Below are 18,675 nucleotides of genomic sequence, written 5' to 3'. Positions count from 1 at the left end.
GCCGATCTCGCCCACCAAACCAAGGAGCCAACCATGGTCCAGTTCCCGCCGATGCCCCACGAGCGGTTCTTCCGCAACGCAACCGTCCTGCAGGTCGTCGACGGCGACACCCTCGACGTGGAGATCGACCTGGGTTGGTCGATCTGGATCACAGAGCGCCTGCGCCTCGAACACGTGAACACGCCCGAGATGCGGGGCGACGAGCGCGATGCGGGCCGCTGGGTCACCGAACGGGTCCAGGACGAGCTTCCGGCGGGGACCGAAGTCGTGGTCGCGTCGCTGATCTTTGACCGCAACGGACGAGTGCGCGGGAAATTCGGGCGCACCATCGCCCACCTCTACCGGCGCGCCGACGGGTGGTGCCTGAACCAGTTCCTCCTGGACCAGAAGCTGGCCTGGGAGACCGATGACAACGGCTCGCTGCAGAGCCCGCGCGAGCTGGCCCTGTTGACCGGACTTCCGGCCGAGCTGCGCTGAGCCTGGGGCCCGCGCAGCTCGACCGGGACCGATGGACAGCCCGGAATGGGCGATCGCAGCAGGGGACGCTCGCCGAAGCTCGCGACCCGCAGCGGCTACGGACGCACTTCGATCAGCCTCACCGCCTCGGCCGGCAGGTCGAGGTCGAGCGGGAACTGCACCGCCCCCGGACCCCATAGGAAGGGACCGACCACCACGGTACCCGCCTCGTCCAGGACCTCGACCGTGAAGCTGCCGCTGCCCAACTCGAGGTCGTCGCGGTCCAACGTCGCTCGCGCGTCGATGTCCGCCAGGTGGTCGTAGTTGACCAGCACGATCCCGCGCTTCGAGCCGTCCGACGAGGCCCAGACGCCCTGCACCGCGCTCTGCTTCATGTTCGACTCGACCCCGTTGATGCCGCCGCCGACCTCGACCACGGCGCCCGCGAGTTGGATCGGCAGGGCCTGGGCCAGGTTGGGGGTCTCGTCGTCGAACAGCTCCAGCTGCACGTCGCGCATTCGTCGTCCGAGGCGCAGGTAGTCGCCGGACCAGGCTTCGCCGCGGTAGCGGACCAGCCCGCCCACGAAGTCGAGGCCGCCGCGCATCTCGACCATCGACAGGGCCAGTGGCGAGGAGGCGCCGTAGATGTCGTCCACCTCGAAGCCCCAACCCAGGGACGGCAACTGCACGCCGAGCTCCGGCACCCACAGGCTGGCTCCGTTGACCAGGGCCAGCGCGTAGGCGTACTGGGCGCTGCGTCGCGCGACGAGCGCGGTGCCGGGGTCGGTGATGTCGGGGTAAGCCCCGCCGCAGTACTTGCCGAACAGGAAGCACTCGGCCCGCGCCGGCCCCATCACCGCCCAGTCGTGGTAGAGGGCCGACTGCAGGGGCACGAAAGAGACCAGCTCGTCCTCGCTGACCAGGTCGGTGAAGTCCATGAACGGCGGCATGAACCCGGTAGCCGCGTAGAACTCCTGGGGCGCCTCGGTGTAAACCCCCACCGCGCGGTCCACCTCCAGCTGGGGATCCGTCGCGTCGTAGACGATGACCGAGTCGACGATCGCCCGCAGGGAATCCAGGTAGCCCTCGATCTGGTAGCCGCCGTAGCCGGGCACGTGGTCGTTGTCCTCGGCGAAGTCGGCGTCCGCCTCGGTAGGGATGAAATTGTCCAGGTAGATCAGGTCCACGCCGAGGGAAGCATTCAGGTTGGCCGCGACCTGGGCCAGGTGATCCTGCCAAGCCGTCAGGGACGGGCAGACCAGAACGCCTTGGGCCGGCGTCAGCGGCGCCTTGAGCAGACCAGCCGCCGTGTCCTCGCCGCTCGCGCGCACGATGCCGTGGTCCTTCCAAGTTCCGCCAGCGGACCAGTCTGCGCTCGAGTTGACGGCCAGGGAGTCAAGCATGTAGACGCCGGTGCGGAAGCCCTTGGCATCCAGATCCAGCAAGAGGGCCTGGTAGTCCAGCGCGGGATCCGAGTCGACGTGCGCGTCGTAGTCCGGGATCTTCGAGCCCGCGAGCCAACTCGAGAAGGTCCCCACGGGTTCACCGGCGGCCGTGTAAGGCGCGCCGGCTGTCCAGGCCAAGCCGAAGAAGATCACGCACAGGTTCTGACGCGGGATTCCGTAGTGGTCGGCGTACTGCACCACGTGGTCGGCCAGGGTCATGGTCTGCCCGTTCTTCTGGAACACCGCCGGCGTCCCGGTCGGAAAGACCAGCACCCCCTGCAGGTCCTTCGACCACGAGGGGATGTCGGTGCGGTCCACCAGGTGCCCACCGGCGGCCATGGAGGTCACCTCGAAGTAGTCGCGGTAGCTGGCGGCCACATCCCACCAATCACCTTCGATCACGCCGAAAGTCGCCGTCTGGCTCGCGAAGAAGAGGTGCGATGCGTCGATCGGAACGTCGCCGAGATCGGTGCCGTCGATGTAGACGCCGTCCATGTAGCTGACCTGGGTCGCGATCAGCAGGTCCTTGGCGACATCGGCACGAAACGCGACTCGGCGCAGCTCCGTTCCGCCCGGGTCGAGCAGGGCGCCCCACAGGCCGGAGCCGTCGTTGCGCTGGAAGGCGAAGACCTGGCTGACCGAGAAGTTGCTGAGCTCGTAGGTGTTCGAACCCGAGGCCTGGCTGCCGATGGTCCCGACGGGGTCCTCGATCAGATCGCCCAGGGGCGTCAGCAACGTGTGCTTGCCCGCGTACTCGGGGTCCTGACGAATGGGGTAGGAAGGCCCACCGGACTGGATCGTCCAGGTGATCGGCGTCGTGGGGTTGATCGGCGCGGCGAAGAGTTGGAGCTCGAGGAACGCGCTGCTCTTCAAGCGCAGCTCCAGGCGCACCATCGCGGGACCCAGTCCGAGCGTCGGCGCGGACACCTCGGGCCAGGTCATGGTCACCTTCTGATTACCTGCAGGACCCGAGATCACCGCCGGCAGCACCGGGAAGTCCTGGGAGAAGACACGCTCGATGGCACCGGTGGACAACTCCATGAAGGTCAGCTCCCAGAAGCCCTCGTCGACCAGGATGAAGCGATCGGCTGTGCCCGCGATGGACAGGTTGTCGAGGATCACGAGCGGCGCGGCGATGGCGCCGGGCAAGAGTGACTCGGGGTTGGTTCCCGCGGTGAGCTCGACCTCTCCGTTGTTCGCGACCACGGGCGGTGGCGTCGTCGGGTTGCCACCGCCGCCCCCGCCTTGGACGACTACGCGACCGCCGAAAAGGTTCAGACCGGTCGGATTCTGCGCGGCGGAGTTCGGTGCGCTGAGCGGCACCGCGAGCGACACCCAACAAACAAGTGCGGCAGGCGACCGCGATCGATCGGCGAGCACACGGCGGACAGTCCTCGGACCTGCGATGGCGAGCATTCGAATCTCCAGCTTCGTCTCGGAAGACGATCGCTGTTCATTCGAGCGCCGACCGATGACTTGATTTGGTTCGTGTGCGGCGCACTTGGTCGGCGCCGCGCCGGACAGTGGGTTTAGAGCGGTGACGTTCAGGAAGTGTTCCACGCAGTTCGCGACTTCGAACGGACGTCTCGACGTCGGGTCACCGACCCTTGAAGTGCCGGGCTTCCCGATTCCGAACGCGACGAATCCGAGCAGTCGGTCGATGCAATCGAAATCACCGGCGCACGACCTCGCGCGCATCGGCTGCAGAAAAACGTGAAGTCGATGCAAACTCCCTGTGGCAGGACGCGACACTCCGGGCGCGCTCGACGCCTCGGGAGAGCGCGTACGCGTCGAGCCCCTGGATCGGGTTGACTCTTCGCCAGCTCCAGCCGCGAACGCGCGGTCGTCGAAGTCTGCAGGGAAGTGAACGCAGGCTCTCGGCCCCGTCGACGCTCAGCGATCGCCGGCGCGCTCGACGGTCGTTCAGGGTCGCCCGCGCAGCCGCCGTCCGGGACGGCCTCGGCGCGAGTCGAGCGGACCGCCCCTGGCGGGCGTCCACGATGGGGCCGGCCCCGTAACCTGGCTCCCGCGACGGCCGGCTGCATCGGCGGGTGGCACGGCCGGTGACTGGGCACCCTCCCCGACGGACCAGGCACCGAGACGGCCTCGCCATCGATCCGAAGGGTCGGCCCGGGCCATCCCCCATGCCGACGGCAGGGAGCCACACCGATCTTCGTTCGGCCCCGGAACGGTGGGCCGTTCCGATCAGTGGCCCCCGAGCGGGGGCACCCGAGGCGGAAATGCAGAATCCTGCCCGCCCGGCCCGAGTTCGAGCGTGCGATCGCGGTGCGATCGTCGCTTGGACCCCCAGGAGGTCTCAGGGTCCCGGCAAACGGGCAACACCGTCACCGCAACCCGCTTCCGAAGAGTCAGTTATGTCGGTCAACGATTCGAGCGAGGGACCCTCGGCCAGGCTCCCTACCCGTGGAGCATCGACCGCGGTCTCCGGCCCCTTGGCCAGGACCCGCCCGAGAACTTCGCCCACCGCGATCAAAACGATTCCCAGATTCACGCACGGTTCCCGATCCCAGGTCACACTTCAGTCGGTAGACGCCCGCCCAGCGTCGATCCCGGATTCTGAGCCGTTGAGGGGCTGCCCCCCTCACCGAACCGAGACTCCAAACAGACCCCCCCTCACCAGAACGAAAATGGCAGCACTTTCCGCTCACGGGGTGGGCCTCGCGCCCGACCTCCTCTTGCTCGCCGGCCTGATCGGCTCCCTCTCCGGATCCTCGGCCGTTGCGTCGACCGCAGTCGTTTCTCCGGCGGTCGCTCCGGCGCAGCCGACCAACATCGCCGCGCTGCACCGCGATGGGCAGACCTTCCTGACCTGGGACGGCAGCGTCGACAGCGACGTCGAGCGCTATCGCATCTACCGCCACGACTCCGCGATCGACGCCGGGAACCTCTCCCAGGCCACGATGATCTGGGAGGGCTGGGAAGGCTCGGGCGACTACCTCGCCGAGCGCTACTACATGCCGGTGGCCAACACCTGGGGTCCGCGCTACCACTCCCGCTACGTGATTCAGAACGGTGGCCCGGAACTTCCGGCGGGCAAGGAGCTGCTGGTCTGGACGATCCACACCGAGGACCTCGGTGGGCTGCTGATCGCCGACGGCTTCTACGCGGTGACTTCGGTCGACTCCAGCGGCCTCGAGAACGTGACCGACTTCTCGGCCGACAACGCGACCGCCGCGATCTCCGAGCGCATCGGCAACCCCTCGCCCGTCCGCACCAAGAACATCGTCAGCAACCAGGGGCAGGTCTACATCCAGTACCTGGACCTGCGTGAGTTCAACGAGACCTTCACCGCCCCCAACGCGGACAACGAGTACTACGGGCTCAACAGCCTCGATCCCGCGGTCGCCAACGCGGTCAACTACGCGTTCACCTACGTCCTGTTCCCGCCGGAGCTCAACGGCTGCGCCGGCCAGAGCGACTACGCGGTGGTCGTGCGCCTGCACGGCTACAGCGGCAATCAGATCCGGCCGCTGACGGCCGATCCCGAGCCGACCTGGTGCCCCGCCTACCGCCTGTACCCGCTCGACATCGGCAACAGCTGGTGGCTCGGCTACGCGCGCGACCACGACTACCGCCAGAGCCTCGACGTGCCGCCCACGGACACGATCGAGAACTTCACCGAGCAACGCGTGCTGCGGATGGTCCACGACCTGGCCCGCGACCCCATGTACGGCTCCAAGGTCGACCTGGACCGGGTCTTCCTGTACGGCCACTCCATGGGCGGCAGCGGCACCCTGGCCATGGCCCTGCGGTATCCCAACGTCTTCGCTGCGGCCCACGCCAGCCAGCCGATGACCAACTACCTGACTTCCGGTGACGGTGGCGGCGACGACTGGCGCCCCAACGTGGAGATCAAGTGGGGGTCGATCGCCGAGGGCCTGCCGATCGTTTCGAGGGGTCCCGACGGCCTCGCCGACCACCTGCAGCAGTTCGACGGCACGCCCGTCTGGGACTGGCAGAACCACCAGCAGACCTTCGTCGATCGCCGCGGCGACGACTTCGTGCCCTTCGGCATCGACCACGGCCTGCAGGACCTGGTGATCGAGTTCTCGACCCAAGGCGCCCCGGTCTACGGGCTGATCGACGCCGCCCTGGCCTGCTGGGCGGGCGAGATCCAGAACGCCCTGCACCAGGCCTCGGGCCTCTCGACGGTGCCGGTGCCGCTCGAGCCCAACGCAGGATTGCCGTTCCACGGCTTCAACGTGGTGATGAGCGAGACGGTCCCCGGCTGCGGCGACTTCTCGGACGACCCGGCTTTCCCGCCGAGCAAGTCGGCCTTCTACGCCGACACGGTTTCGTGGTCGGCCTCCTGGGACAACTGGGACGGCCTGCCGACCGACACCGTCGACGAATGGGGCATCAGCCTGCGCTCGTCGGACGGCGGCTCGCGGACGTTGGACGTGACGCCTCGGCGCACCCAGCAGTTCGTGGCCGAGCCCGGCGCGCTCTACGTCTGGGCCAACCAGAGCATCGCGAGCGGCAGCGTGGTCGCCAGCGACCGCCTCACGACGGACGCGGACGGCTTGCTGGTGCTGGACGACTTCCAGGTCACCGGGGTCGGCAACCGCGCCACGATCCGCCGACCGCTGATCGCCGGTCCGGATTCCGTCTCGCTCAGCGCCGGCGGCGCCCAGGCCATGAGCCTCTGGGCCGGTGACGACCAGGCGGGTCACTTCTACGTGATCCTGGGCTCTCTCTCGGGCGACTCGCCCGGCACCCAGTTCGGACCCCTGAGCATCCCGCTCAACTTCGACGCCTACTTCAACTACACCCTGACGAGCCCCTACAGCGGACCGGTCTCCCCGGCCTTCTCAGTGCTCGATGCCAACGGTCGCGCTTCCGCCACCTTCGGCGTCCCGCCGGGGACCGACCCGGCCCTGGCCGGACTAACCGTCCACCACGCCTTCCTGACCATCAACCCCGTGGGGGTCTCGGTCGAGGTCGTCAGCAACGCCGTTTCGGTCGACCTGCTGCCCTGACCGGCGACGTTCGGCACCGGCGCCCCCCTGGGGACGGCCGGAGCTCGCGGGCCCGCGCCCCGTCGATTCGACGGAGCGCGGGCCCGAGCCGTTCGAGGGCGAGCACCAGCGCGGGCCTCGTCGTATCCTGACGCCCCAGCGCCCCTCCGACCCGGCCGCTCCCCCCTCCCGTGCTCTTCGACAGCTACCCGTTCGCCCTCTTCATCGCAGCGGTCTGGACGGTCTACTGGCTGCTGAGCGGGACCAAGCACGCGCGCATCTGGTGGCTGCTGGCGGCCAGCTACTTCTTCTACGGCTGGTGGGACCCGCGCTTCCTGGCCCTGATCGCCGCGTCGACCCTGCTCGACTTCGTCGTCGGCCAAGCCCTGCACGGCGCCCAGGACCAACGCCGGCGCCGGATGCTGGTCGGCATCAGCCTGGCGGGCAACCTCGGCGCCCTGGGCTTCTTCAAGTACTGGGGCTTCTTCACCCGCGAAGCCGCGCGGATGATCGAGTCCCTGGGGTTCGAAGCGCACCTGCCGACGCTGCAGGTGATCCTGCCGGTCGGGATCAGCTTCTACACCTTCCAGACCCTCTCCTACACCCTCGACATCTACCGCCGGCAGCTCGAGCCCGAGCGCGACTTCGGCCGCTTCGCGCTGTTCGTGGCCTTCTTCCCGCAGCTGGTGGCCGGGCCGATCGTGCGGGCGCGCGACTTCCTGCCGCAGATGCGAACGCGGCCGGTCCTGACCGCGCCCGCCTTCGAGTCCGGCCTGGCGTTGTTCTTCTGGGGCCTGGTCAAGAAGGTCGTGATCGCCGACTACCTGGGCGGGACCCTGGTCGACGACTTCTGGAACGACCCGACCAGCTACGGCGGCCTGGCCTCGGTGCTCGGGATCTGGGCCTACGCCCTGCAGATCTACGGCGACTTCTCGGGCTACTCCGACTGCGCCATCGGCCTGGCGCGGATGCTCGGCTTCGAGCTGTGCGAGAACTTCGACAAGCCCTACTGCGCCACCTCTCCGCGGGACTTCTGGCGCCGCTGGCACATCAGCCTGTCCACCTGGCTGCGGGACTACCTCTACATCTCCCTGGGCGGCAACCGCGGCGGCCCGTGGTTCACCTACCGCAACCTGGCCCTGACCATGCTGCTCGGCGGCCTGTGGCACGGGGCCTCCTGGATGTTCGTGATCTGGGGCGCCTACCAGGGACTGCTGCTGATCGTCGATCGACTGGTGGACCTGCCGGAGCCGAAGACCGGCGCCGGGGTCTGGCTGCGCCGCGCGGTGATGTTCCAGCTCGTGTGCCTGGGCTGGGTCTTCTTCCGCTCCGCCACGCCGTCCGACGCCTGGGCCGTGCTCGGCTCGCTCTTCGCGCCCCAGGGCAGCTCCGTGATCGAGCCCTGGGTGCTGGTCGCGATGGGCTTCGGCTTTGCGACGCACCTGGCTCCGCGCGCGACCGTCGAGGCCCTGCGCAGCAGCTTCCTGGGCCTGCCCGGCCTGGTGAAGGGCGCGATCTACGCCCTGGTCCTGGGGCTGATCCTGAACGCCTCCGGGCTCGACCGGCCGTTCATCTACTTCCAGTTCTGAACCAGTGGAAACACGACACGATCCAGCGCAGACCGGCAGCGGATCCGACGGCCGCGAGGCCTCGGGCGGGGGCGCCGTGGCCGAGCAGCCGCGCTTCGGGCTGGGTCGTCGCCAGGTCCTGATCGCGGCGGGCTTCGTCGGGATGGTGCTGTTCAGCGACTTCCTGCTCGGCCTCACGCCGCTGCGGCTGATGGTCCCGCCCCAGGTCGAGCAGAACCAGATCCAGCTCCTGGCCCACGCCCTGCGGGAGGAGCCCGAGGACGTCCTGATCCTGGGCTCCAGCCGCGTGCTGGCGGGCATCGAGCCGAACCTCATCACCCAGATCCTGTCGTTCAAGCCCGACCGCCCCGTGGAGGTCGTGCGCCTGCCCGTCCAGGGCATGCGCTCGTGGACCCTCTCGAAGATCGTGCGCGAGCTGGTCCAGCCGCGACCGCCGCGCGACCTGCTCGTGATCGGCCTGGAGGCGCGCTTCTTCTACGTCCTGCCGGACGAGACGGCGCGACCGCTCGACTTCCAGATGCTGGCCTCGACCTCGGACCTGTTCCAGATCGACCTCGGTGCCCTGACCACGGCCCAACTCCAGGAGCTGTCCCTGGCCCCACTGCGCGGCGTGCGCGCACCCTGGACCCTGCCGCAGTTCCTGATGAGCGACGCCGGCCGCTACATCGAGCACCTGCACGAGACGCGCGGCCTGCCGCTTCGCAACTTCAAGGAGCTCAGCCGGCGCGAGTTCGGCCTTGCGCGCGCGGTGCGCGACGAGATCCAGGAGCGCGGCGCCACGATCGAGGAGGCCGAGCTGCGCCGCTTCGACGTGGAGACGTTCATCTCCCTCCTCGACGTGCTCGAGGACCTGCCCTGCAAGGTGGTCTTCGTGCGCATGCCGGTCCTGCAGGCGTTCGACCGCGAGCAGTGGCGGCAGCTCGAGGACTACGAGCGCGAGATCGTGGAGCCCCTGCGGGCCCGTGGCTTCGAGTACCACGACCTCAACCGCTTCGGCCAGCTGCGTGCCCCGGGGCTGTTCGCCAACCCGTCCCACCTCAACGACGAGGGCCGCCGCGAGGCCAGCCGCATCCTGGCCATGACGGTGATCGGCCAGGCGGTCCTGGGACCGCCGCCACCCGGGGCGCGGATCCCCGTGCCGGAGCCGGCGCCCGGGGAGGGCGCCCCGCCCCCGGTCGCCGCGCCCACCGCGCCCCGCGACCCGGCGACCATCCTGCGCGATAGGATCCGGCGCGTGCGCGAGCTGCCCGAGCTCGACGAGGCCGAGCGGACCGCGCTGCTCGAGATGCTGCAAGCCGCTGCACGCGAGGCCGGCATCGACCTCGACGACGACTGAAGCAGAGGCTGGCCAGCACCGGGGTCGCGCGTTCATCATGGGAGCATCGCTTCCCATCGACCCGACATCCCCGATGCCTCCGAGGCGGCCTCTGACCCCTTCCGCGCACTGCTCGAAGCACTGCCGGAGGCGATCGTGGTGTTGGACTCCGAAACCGGCCGCTTCGTCGACGCCAACGCCCGGGCCCTGAGGCTGTTCGGCCTCGGACGCGAGAGACTCCTTCAACAGGGGCCGGCGCAGGTCAGTCCGACCCACCAGCCGGACGGGCGTCGCTCCGACGATGCAGCTCGCGAGTACGTCATCCAGGCCCTGGAGGGCGGCTCTCCGCGGTTCGAATGGACACACCAGGACCAGCAGGGTCGGCCGCTGCCGTGCGAGGTGCGACTGGTGCGGTTCCCCGACCGCGAGCGCTCCCTGGTCTGCGGGACGATCTCCGACATCTCCCACCACAAGGCCGCCGAAGAGGAACTGTCGCGCCGCGAGAGGCACTTCCGCCGACTGATCGAGCAGGGCTGGGACGTGGTCTGCCAGATCGATGCGGAGCTCAACCTGGTCGAAGTGAGCAGTCCGGCGTCGCGTCTTTACGGCACGATTCCCGAAGAGACCATCGGCCGCTCGGTACTCAGAACCCTGCATCCCGACGACCGGGCCAGCGCGCGCGAACAGCTCGAGCGGGTGCGTGCCACACCCGCCTCGTCGTCGCTGTTCACCGTGCGTCTGATCGACGGGCAGGGCGCCTCCCATTGGATGGAAGTCGTTGCCACCAACCTGCTCGACGACCCGGACGTGACGGCGATCGTGGCCAACTGCCGCGACGTGACCGAGCGCCGACGCGCCGAGCTCGAGGTCGAGGCCGGTCGCACCCGCCTGCAACTGGCCATGGACGGTGGCGGCGTCGGCCTGTGGGAGTGGTGGGTCAAGACCGGCGAGGTCACCTGGTCCGAGCAGACGGCGCGCATCTTCGGGATCGCGCCAGGCGACTTCGGCGGGACCGTGGAGCACTACCGGGCCCTGATCCACCCGGACGACCGCGGCGCGACCGGGCATGACATCGAGACGGCACTGCACACCAACGAGCCCTACGAGACCGAACACCGGATCCTGCGGAGTGATGGGAGTCTGCGTTGGATCGAGGCCCGCGGCCGCGTCCTCTCGGACGCCACGGGCCAGCCCGAGCGCATGATCGGAACTGCGCGAGACGTGACCGAGGCGCGGTTGGCCGAGGAGCGGCTGCTGGCCGCCGAGGCGCTCTACCGCACCCTGTTCGAGGAATTGCCCGACGCGGCGCTGGTGCTCGATGCGCGGACCCTGGTGCCCATTCGCCTGAACTCGAGGGCCGTGGAGCTACTCGGCGGCGACCGCGAGCAACTGCTGCGGGAGTCCCTGCTCGACCTGATCGCGGAGGGCTCGAAGATGGCATTCGCCGGCGCCTGTGCGGCCCGTGGCCTGACCTCCGCGGAGGATTCGCAGCTCGAGATCGAACCGCGGTCCGGGCCGCGCCGACGGGTTCGCATGTCCCTCGAGCACATCCTGCTCGAGGGTCGCGAGGTGTTGCACGTTGTCCTGCGAGACGTGACGGCTCAGCTCGCGGCGGAGGCCGAACTACGCGACCGCAAGGAACAGCTCTGGCACGCCCAGCGCATGGACGCGATCGGTCGCCTGGCCAGCGGCGTGGCCCACGACTTCAACAACCTGCTGACGATCATCTCCGGCTACACGGAGCTGGCTCGTCTGGCCATCGACGAGCAAGACCCCGCGCGCGAGGCCCTCGACACCGTGCTCGAGGCGGCCCGCGACGCCGAGGGCGTGGCCAAGGCGCTCTTGACCTTCTCGAGGCTCCCGGGCAGCGAAGCCACGCCGGTCGACCTGACCGAGGTCGTCGAACGCACCGGCCGGCTGCTGCACCGGACCCTGCCGGCGTCGATCGCCATCGAGGTCGACACCTCCGCGGCCGTCGACGCCCGAGTCCTCGGCAATGCCGACCAGCTCGGTCAAGTCCTGATGAACTTGGCCATCAACGCCCGCGACGCGATGCCCGACGGCGGCGAGCTGCGCTGCACGCTCGAGACCCTGGATGACGAGGTCGTGCTTCGCATCCACGACGACGGCCCGGGCATTGCCCCCGAACTCCACGCTCGGATCTTCGAGCCGTACTTCACGACCAAGCCGCGCGGCAAGGGCACGGGCCTGGGTCTCTCGATCCTGCACGGCATCGTGAGCGGTCACGGCGGTCGCGTGGAGGTCGAGTCCGAGCCTGGACAGGGGACGACCTTCTCCGTGTGGCTCCCGAGGCTCGTGGGCCCCCACCCGCGGAGCAAGAGCAACGTGAAGCTTCCGCGGACCGGCGGAGTGCTGCACGGCCGGGTGCTGCTGGCCGAGGACAATCGGCGCCTGTCGGAGTTGGCCCAACGCACCCTGCGCGAGTGCGGCCTCGAGGTCGATGCGGTCCAGGCCGGCGATCGTGCCCTGGCCGAGGTGTTGGCCGCTCCCGACCGCTTCGACGCCTTGATCCTCGACCACGACCTGCCCGGCATGGTCGGCGCCGACTGCGTCGCGAGCCTGCGGGCCGCGGGTCAGCAGCTGCCGGTCTTGATCATCACCGGTGCGCCGGAGTTCGAACTCGACGAGCGCATTCCAGCGGCGGCCCTGCTTCGCAAGCCGTTCCAGCCGGGTGACCTGGTGGCAGCAGTCGCGGCACTGCTGGAACGCGGGGCCACGTCCGAATCCGACTGATCCCCCCGCGCGATCGGATCGGTCGTCGAGACTCAGGCCATCTCGGCTCGGTCGCGGATCTCGACACCGTCGAGTCCGATCCGGAGCCGCCTGTCCTTGGTCGCGCCTTGATCGTGCGCGCCCGCCGGATGCGCCTGCGCTGCAGGTCCCCCCGGCGCATCGACTTCGGCCTCGGACTCGCGCTGCCCCCCCCAGTCGATACCGAACTGAATCAGCTCGGTTCCCAGGGCCGAGGCCAGCTCGCGCCGCAGCGCGCCGGCACCCTCACGTGGGTTCGGATGCAGCAACAGCCGACCCGCGGTGCCGCCTCGCGAAGGCCACTCCAAGCGGATCGCCCGGAACAGGCAGGGACTCGAGACACCGAGGGAGTCGGCAACTCGGAGCAGCTCCGTCCAGACACGCTGCGGAATGGCCTCGGTGGGCTCTCCCTCCCGCACCTGAACTTCGCCCAGCTGGAGGGAGCGCCCGTGGGTGGGCCATTCGACGTAGAGGTCGAGGGCGGCGCGGAGGCTGGTCGACGGATCAATCGGCGGCATGGGTAGCTTGGGGGAGTCGCACGCACGGCGCGAGCTGCCCGTTCACACGTTCGGAACGCGGCCCTGCGCTAGCCGTTACCTACCAACTCGGAATTCCCCCCGAGAGCCTTCGTGGTCCGAGGTCTCGGTGCCGCCCCTATCCTGGGAATCGGATCGGGCGAAGGCTCAGCAATGCTCCCACCCTCGGCACTGGCGGCCCGATGCGGCGCCGCCGAGGGGACCGTCGCGGCGCGGACCTTGACGGACCCCGAAGCGGACCCGGTGCGCCGACGCCCACGGTCGCCCTCCGTGAGGGCCGCAGGTCAGATGGTCTCGACGCGGTTGCGGCCCCGCTCCTTGGCGCGCTCGAGAGCCTCGTCCGCCCGCGCCATGAGTGCGCGCACGTCGCTATCGGCTTCGCCGGCCGTGACCGCGCCGATGCTGGCCGTGACCGAGGCCCCCGCGTCGGCCCCGTCGACCGTGACCTCACCGATCGCCGCTCGCAGACGTTCCGCGACCTCGAGCGCACGCTCTTCGCCCGCCTCCGGGAGCAGCACCGCGAACTCCTCACCGCCGATGCGTGCGAAGACGTCGGCCGCTCGCAGAACGCGGCGGCAGGCCCCGGCGACCGCGGCCAAGAGCTCGTCCCCGGCCGCGTGACCATGGGTCTCGTTGACCTTCCGGAAGTGGTCGAGGTCGACCACGAGCATGCTCAACGGGCGTCCGTTGCGCCGCGTGCGCTCCCAATCGTGTCGAGCGAGGTCCATGAAGTGTCGTCGGCTGCCGACCCCGGTCAGCTCGTCGGTGGAGGCCAGGGCCCGCAGGCGCTCGTGCGCAGCGCGCAAGGCTTGAAGGTCCCGCTCCCGCGCGATCTCGTTGCCGATCCACTCCGAGAGGAGCCGCACGAAGTCGACGTCCTGCTCCGAGAAGGGCCAGGCACGCGGCTCCGGTGAGAGGAACGAGACCGTGCCGAAGCGCTCGCCGTCGACGTTCAGCGGCGCTCCGATACCCGACTCCACCAGACCGTCGTCGTAGAAGGGTTGGTGGCGAAGCTCACTCGCGCCCACGTGGTGGCAGGCGACCGCAGTGTTACGACGCAGGACTTCGCCGCAGAAGCTGCGCGCGGCGGAGAGCCGTTGTCCGGGCTGGTAAATCTGTTCGCCGTCGTAGGTGTGACAGACGGTCACGGCCTCGCCGTCGACACGACAGACCATGCCGCTCGAGGTCCCGAACGTCGCCGCACCGATCTCGAGGATGCGTTCGACCTTGTCCTGGTAGCACAGCTCGCGCGACGAGATCACGGAGTAGAGCTCGGACATGGCCCGCAGGGTGCGGCGATCGTTGGTGACGTCGCGAATCGTCACCAGCATTCCGATCGAACGGCCGCCGTCATCACAGATGGGCGTCTCGGCGGTCTCGCCGATGAAGACCTCCCCACCGGACCGACGCAGGCGGCGATCGCCACGGCCGGCCGTGCCAGGGTCGGAAGACTCCTCGAGGTCGCGTCCGTGGGCCGGCTCCGCATGGAACACGTCGAGAGTTCGGCCGACGACGTCCGCCAGTCTCCAGCCGAACAATTGTTCCGCGGCCTCGTTCAGGCCCACGACGCGACGATCATCGTCGGCAACGACAACGGCGTCGGGCGAATCGTGGAGAGCAGCGCGCAGCAGGACGTTGCCGTCTCGCTCAGCGAATGCCCGTTCAAGGGGAATCATGGGAGTGACAAGGGGAGCCGAACTTGCGCCTATTGAGGCGGGAGTACCTCCCGGCGCCGGATGAGGGTATCCGATCCCCTGCCCCGGACGGCGCGCGGGGGGGCCCGGTTGACGGATCGGTGCCAAAGTCAGCTCGGGGCTGTCCCAGGGGCCACAGGGCCCGTCGGCGGCCCCGCGGGAGAATCGAGTTCGGGTGTAACCGAGGACCCCCCCGCCCGTCCGTAGGTCGCAGGGCATCGGGACCGACCTCGACGCCAAGAACCCCGTGACCGCAATCCGATGACCAATCGACTCTTCGTGGGGAACCTCGCCTGGGAGGCGAGGGCCTCGGACATACGCACGGCAGCCGAGCTGCTCGGGTTCGTGGTGACCGACGTCTTCGTCCCGGTCGACCGCAGCTCCGGACGACCACGGGGATTCGCATTCCTCGAACTGGACTCCGACGACGCCGCCGAGCGAGCCGCGACAGCCTTGGACGGCGAGCTGCTCGCAGGGAGGCCGTTGCGCGTGGACCTGGCGCGCTCCCGCGATTGAGGCCGAGCTAGTGTCCTGGATCAGAAATTCGGCGTCACTTCCCGGGCTCCGATCGCCGCTGGCGTCGCCAGCGCCTCCTCCGAGTATCGCAGCGGATACGCGTCGTCGGCGCGCCTAGCCAGCATCGATCGGACCTCCGGGCAGTGACGCCGAATTTCCGATCCAGGACACTAGCGGACGCCGTGGCCCACACACTCGATGACCAGTTCGGCCCCCTGGTGGCGGACGTTGTTCACGGCCTTGGCCACCGGCCGCAGGCTGAGTTCGGGAGTCGGAGCCTCGGCCACGACCTCCCGAGCCGCCGCCGTGTCGAGGTGTCCGAGGGTCGCCCACTGCCGTGCGAGTATCGGGTCCAAGATAAGAGGTGCGCGGTCGTGGATGCGAGTCAAGGGTCCCTCGGCGGCACGCGTCACGATCGTGAAGGTCTCGAGCACGGACTCCGACTCGAACATCGTGTCCGTCGTGCGCTCGCTCCACGACGACCACAGGCCGGCGAACAGCATCGGCTCTCCGTCCGAACGGTGCACGAAATAGGGCAGCCGCTCTCTTCCCTCGCGCTGCCACTCGTAGAAGCCGGTCGCGGGAACGATGCATCGGCGTCGCGCGAAGGCCTCTCGGAAGCTCGGCTTCTCGTGGGCCGTCTCGCCCCGCGCGTTGATGCAGCGCGCTCCGAAGGACCGCTCCTTGGCCCAGTGGGGAATCAGACCCCACCGGAGCCGCTCGTCGAGCAAGGGGGCCGCGGAATCTCGCTGAAGGAAGACCGGAGCCGACTGGGTCGGAGCGATGTTGAAGCGAGGCTCGAACCAACTCGCGTCGGCGGAATCCAGACCGAGCAGGTCGAGCACGTCGACCCAAGTGCTGAGGACGTAGCGGCCGCACATGGATGCAGACTACCCTTCCTCCGAGCGGGGCGGGAGGCCGCCAGGCACCTGGCCTACCGCGTCGACCCTGTGCCGGACCGACCTGAGACCATGACCGATCCCTGGATTGCCGAAGTCGACGTCGACGTCCGACTGGCCCGAGCCTTGATCGACGAGCAGTTCCCCGACCTGGCGGACTGGCCGCTGACCCTGCTCGGCAGCGGTTGGGACAACACCGTCTTCGCCCTCGGCCCGAAGTGGGTCTTCCGCTTCCCGCGGCGACAGTTGGCGGTCGGACTGCTGGAGTCCGAGCGGCGCTGCCTGCCGCAGATGTCACGGCTGTTGCCCCTGGCCGTGCCCGTGCCGCTCTTCATCGGCGCGGCCGGCCCCCGCTTTCCCTGGCCCTTCCTCGGTCTCGAGTTCGTCGCCGGAATCACCGCCTGCCGCGCCGCGCTCGGCCCTACGGAGCGCCGCGCTGCGGCCGAGCCCCTGGCCCACTTCCTCGCCGCCCTGCATGCCATCCCCGCGGATCGCGCGGCCACTTGGGGCGCACCTGCGGACAACGTCCGACGCCTGGACGTCCCCTACCGGGCGACCCAGGCTACCGAGGCCCTGGCCGCAGCTACCGGGCTGGTCGAGGCGCGAGTCGCGCAGGTGCTCCCGGCTGTGATCGCGGACGCCCCCCCCACCTGGCGCCCACGGGAACGGTCGCTCTGCCACGGCGACCTCTACGCCCGACACCTCTTGGTCGACGACGGACTGCGACCGTGTGGCGTGATCGACTGGGGCGACCTGCACCGCGGCGACGGCACGGTCGATCTGGCCCTGGCCCACGGCTTCTTGCCGCCGGACGCCCACCCGGTCTTTCGCCGCGCCTACGGTGCGATCGACGAGGCGAGCTGGAAGGTGGCACGGCTGCGCGCCACGGTCACGAATCTCAACGCCCTGCGCTACGCGGCCGACGTAGGCGACGCCGCCCTCGTCGCCGAGGCGAGCTGGGCCCTGGCCAACATCGTCGCGGCCTTCAGCGCCGCAGACTCGGGCGCGGCCGATCGGCGCCGCAGCGGCCCAACCGCAGGTGGACCTAGCGCGCCACGATCGTGACCGACGTTGCGGAGAGCCCCAGCGGTGAGCGTAGGACTGCCGCGATGCCCAGGGCCTTGGCGAACTCGTATTCGTTGTAGAGGTAGAGCCCAGCCAGGGGGCCGCTCAGCGTGCTCACCCCCGGCCGGAAGGACAGGAGCGCACCAGTCGTCGAGGTGCGGCACAGGCCCTGAACAAGGCCCATGTTGGCCAGACCGAGGGGGTCGACCAGCGGCGCGAAGCCCTGCACCACGTCGCGCGGCGTCAGCAGGGGATTCGAGGTCTGGGTCCAGGTGATCGACTCACCGGTGGACCAGGTCGCCGTCAGAACGAAGGAGCCGTCGGCGCGCCGGAAGCGCTCGAAGTCATTCAAGCGGCTGAAGTGCCCGCGACCAATCGCCCCACCATCGAGCGCGTCGCTGAAGGACTCGAACCACGACCCGCTGGTGAAGTCTTGCCGCAGCACGATCCCTGTCTCGCCCCCCGGCGGCGTCGCGCCGGGCTGGAACCAGGGGCCGCCGGCGGTCGGCCCGGCGGGACCGATCAGACCCGCCGCGGTCAGGGCGTCGAACATGCGTTGGCCGTGCAGCCGGCAAGAGGGCGCGTCGAAGTGGTTCGGGTCGGCGGGAGGGTGGAAGAGTCCGTCGGCCCAGGCCAGGACCGTGTCGGGAACGCTGGCCGCGACGAGGGTCAGGGCAGCGTCGATGCTCGAGAGATCGCCGAGCGCTCCATCGGTCCATTGGGGCGCAGTTCCGAAGACCGCGGGGCCGGGCCCGACGTCGGCGCGCAGGCCTTCAACCAACCACTCGTACTCCTGGGCGAGGTCGGCGACAGTCATGACCTGGGCGTCCGACTCCCCCATCAGTCCGACGAACAACTCCACGTCGACGCCCTGGGCCGCAGCGTGGATGCAGCGCTCGACGGCGAGGTCGTAGAGATTCCCGTTCAGGTGGTTCGGGCTGGCCGGGGCCGCCCAGTTGCGCAGCGGATCGGAGACGATCGAGTTGAACCCGCTCGCGTTCTGGGCGCAGAAGACCACGCAGAAGCGATCCTGCGGGAAGCTCTCGCCCAGCTGCTTGGCCAGGGACATGGCCGCGTTGACGTTCGCCGAGGTACCCGACTCGACACCCGGAAGGGCGAACGGGAAGGGGAAGTGCCAGGGCGCGACCTGATCGGTCCGATCCAAGCAGTAGACGTTCGGCGGCAGCTCATCGACACCGCCGGGCGTCGCGTCGCGGGGGCCCGTGTTGCCGCCGACCATGTTCGACTGGCCGACCACCAGGATGCCGCGGTAGCCAGCCTGGGTCGGCGGGTCGATCTGGGCGGCCAGCGGGGTGGCCAGAACGCCCAGCCCCGCGAGGCCGGTCGCGAGCGCCATGAGTTGCGTAGTCGGTCGATGCACCCAGTGGTGATATCCGGCCCAGCCGTGC

General features: G+C 69.3%; 12 protein-coding genes. 7 read left to right on the top strand and 5 right to left on the bottom strand.

Features of this window, described 5'->3' with window-relative positions; genetic code table 11:
• The first annotated feature begins 33 nt into the window (after window positions 1-33).
• Complete coding sequence (locus Pla133_RS05330; protein ID WP_145063223.1) at window positions 34-477, top strand: thermonuclease family protein; 444 nt, start codon at window positions 34-36, stop codon at window positions 475-477.
• Between the two features lie 95 nt (window positions 478-572).
• On the opposite strand, the gene Pla133_RS05325 is transcribed toward Pla133_RS05330, so the two are convergent.
• Entirely contained in the window at window positions 573-3,107 is a 2,535-nt protein-coding gene (locus Pla133_RS05325) for a DUF6259 domain-containing protein (RefSeq protein WP_145063220.1), read from the bottom strand.
• 1,442 nt (window positions 3,108-4,549) lie between these two features.
• Here Pla133_RS05325 and Pla133_RS25980 point away from each other — a divergent pair.
• The 4 genes from Pla133_RS25980 (at window position 4,550) to Pla133_RS05305 (ending at window position 12,538) form a co-directional block, all read left to right on the top strand.
• Entirely contained in the window at window positions 4,550-6,901 is a 2,352-nt protein-coding gene (locus Pla133_RS25980; RefSeq protein ID WP_419192157.1) for an alpha/beta hydrolase-fold protein, read from the top strand.
• Between the two features lie 170 nt (window positions 6,902-7,071).
• Window positions 7,072-8,469, top strand: a complete 1,398-nt coding sequence (locus tag Pla133_RS05315) for an MBOAT family O-acyltransferase (RefSeq protein ID WP_145063218.1) — start codon at window positions 7,072-7,074, stop codon at window positions 8,467-8,469.
• Window positions 8,470-8,473: 4 nt separating this feature from the next.
• Complete coding sequence (locus Pla133_RS05310; RefSeq protein WP_145063215.1) at window positions 8,474-9,805, top strand: hypothetical protein; 1,332 nt, start codon at window positions 8,474-8,476, stop codon at window positions 9,803-9,805.
• Window positions 9,806-9,850: 45 nt separating this feature from the next.
• Window positions 9,851-12,538 (top strand): PAS domain S-box protein, encoded by a 2,688-nt coding sequence (locus Pla133_RS05305; protein ID WP_419192472.1) that lies wholly within the window; start codon window positions 9,851-9,853, stop codon window positions 12,536-12,538.
• Between the two features lie 32 nt (window positions 12,539-12,570).
• Here Pla133_RS05305 and Pla133_RS25975 read toward each other — a convergent pair whose 3' ends face one another.
• Window positions 12,571-13,074, bottom strand: coding sequence for a hypothetical protein (locus tag Pla133_RS25975; RefSeq protein ID WP_145063211.1), 504 nt, complete (start codon window positions 13,072-13,074; stop codon window positions 12,571-12,573).
• A gap of 302 nt (window positions 13,075-13,376) precedes the next feature.
• Window positions 13,377-14,768 (bottom strand): bifunctional diguanylate cyclase/phosphodiesterase, encoded by a 1,392-nt coding sequence (locus Pla133_RS05295; RefSeq protein WP_419192156.1) that lies wholly within the window; start codon window positions 14,766-14,768, stop codon window positions 13,377-13,379.
• A gap of 279 nt (window positions 14,769-15,047) precedes the next feature.
• Between Pla133_RS05295 and Pla133_RS05290 the strand changes: the two genes are divergently transcribed.
• Window positions 15,048-15,302 (top strand): RNA recognition motif domain-containing protein, encoded by a 255-nt coding sequence (locus Pla133_RS05290; protein WP_145063207.1) that lies wholly within the window; start codon window positions 15,048-15,050, stop codon window positions 15,300-15,302.
• Window positions 15,303-15,472: 170 nt separating this feature from the next.
• Here the strand turns inward: Pla133_RS05290 and Pla133_RS05285 are convergent, their stop codons facing one another.
• Window positions 15,473-16,183 carry an SOS response-associated peptidase gene (locus tag Pla133_RS05285; protein WP_145063205.1) on the bottom strand — a complete coding sequence of 237 codons (711 nt, stop codon included), beginning with the start codon at window positions 16,181-16,183 and terminating at the stop codon, window positions 15,473-15,475.
• A gap of 90 nt (window positions 16,184-16,273) precedes the next feature.
• Between Pla133_RS05285 and Pla133_RS05280 the strand changes: the two genes are divergently transcribed.
• The gene (locus tag Pla133_RS05280) at window positions 16,274-17,266 is read left to right on the top strand and encodes a phosphotransferase (RefSeq protein ID WP_145063202.1); all 993 of its coding nucleotides are present in this window, start codon (window positions 16,274-16,276) and stop codon (window positions 17,264-17,266) included.
• Here the strand turns inward: Pla133_RS05280 and Pla133_RS05275 are convergent.
• Entirely contained in the window at window positions 17,247-18,623 is a 1,377-nt protein-coding gene (locus tag Pla133_RS05275; protein ID WP_145063200.1) for a sialate O-acetylesterase, read from the bottom strand. The two genes, Pla133_RS05280 and Pla133_RS05275, sit on opposite strands and share 20 nt — an antisense overlap.
• Window positions 18,624-18,675 lie beyond the last annotated feature (52 nt).

This window comes from Engelhardtia mirabilis (assembly GCF_007748095.1).
Classification (GTDB): Bacteria; Planctomycetota; UBA1135; order UBA1135.
Note: the sequence above shows the minus strand (reverse complement) of the source record. Positions and strands in the feature narration are given on the sequence as shown.

What these genes read in the sequence shown, in the direction of transcription:
- Pla133_RS05330 (WP_145063223.1), top strand. Translation starts at nt 34, where the DNA reads ATGGTCCAGTTCCCGCCGATGCCCCACGAGCGGTTCTTCCGCAACGCA.
- Pla133_RS25980 (WP_419192157.1), top strand. Translation starts at nt 4,550, where the DNA reads ATGGCAGCACTTTCCGCTCACGGGGTGGGCCTCGCGCCCGACCTCCTC.
- Pla133_RS25975 (WP_145063211.1), bottom strand. Translation starts at nt 13,074, where the DNA reads ATGCCGCCGATTGATCCGTCGACCAGCCTCCGCGCCGCCCTCGACCTC.
- Pla133_RS05295 (WP_419192156.1), bottom strand. Translation starts at nt 14,768, where the DNA reads ATGATTCCCCTTGAACGGGCATTCGCTGAGCGAGACGGCAACGTCCTG.
- Pla133_RS05290 (WP_145063207.1), top strand. Translation starts at nt 15,048, where the DNA reads ATGACCAATCGACTCTTCGTGGGGAACCTCGCCTGGGAGGCGAGGGCC.
- Pla133_RS05285 (WP_145063205.1), bottom strand. Translation starts at nt 16,183, where the DNA reads ATGTGCGGCCGCTACGTCCTCAGCACTTGGGTCGACGTGCTCGACCTG.
- Pla133_RS05280 (WP_145063202.1), top strand. Translation starts at nt 16,274, where the DNA reads ATGACCGATCCCTGGATTGCCGAAGTCGACGTCGACGTCCGACTGGCC.
- Pla133_RS05275 (WP_145063200.1), bottom strand. Translation starts at nt 18,623, where the DNA reads ATGGCGCTCGCGACCGGCCTCGCGGGGCTGGGCGTTCTGGCCACCCCG.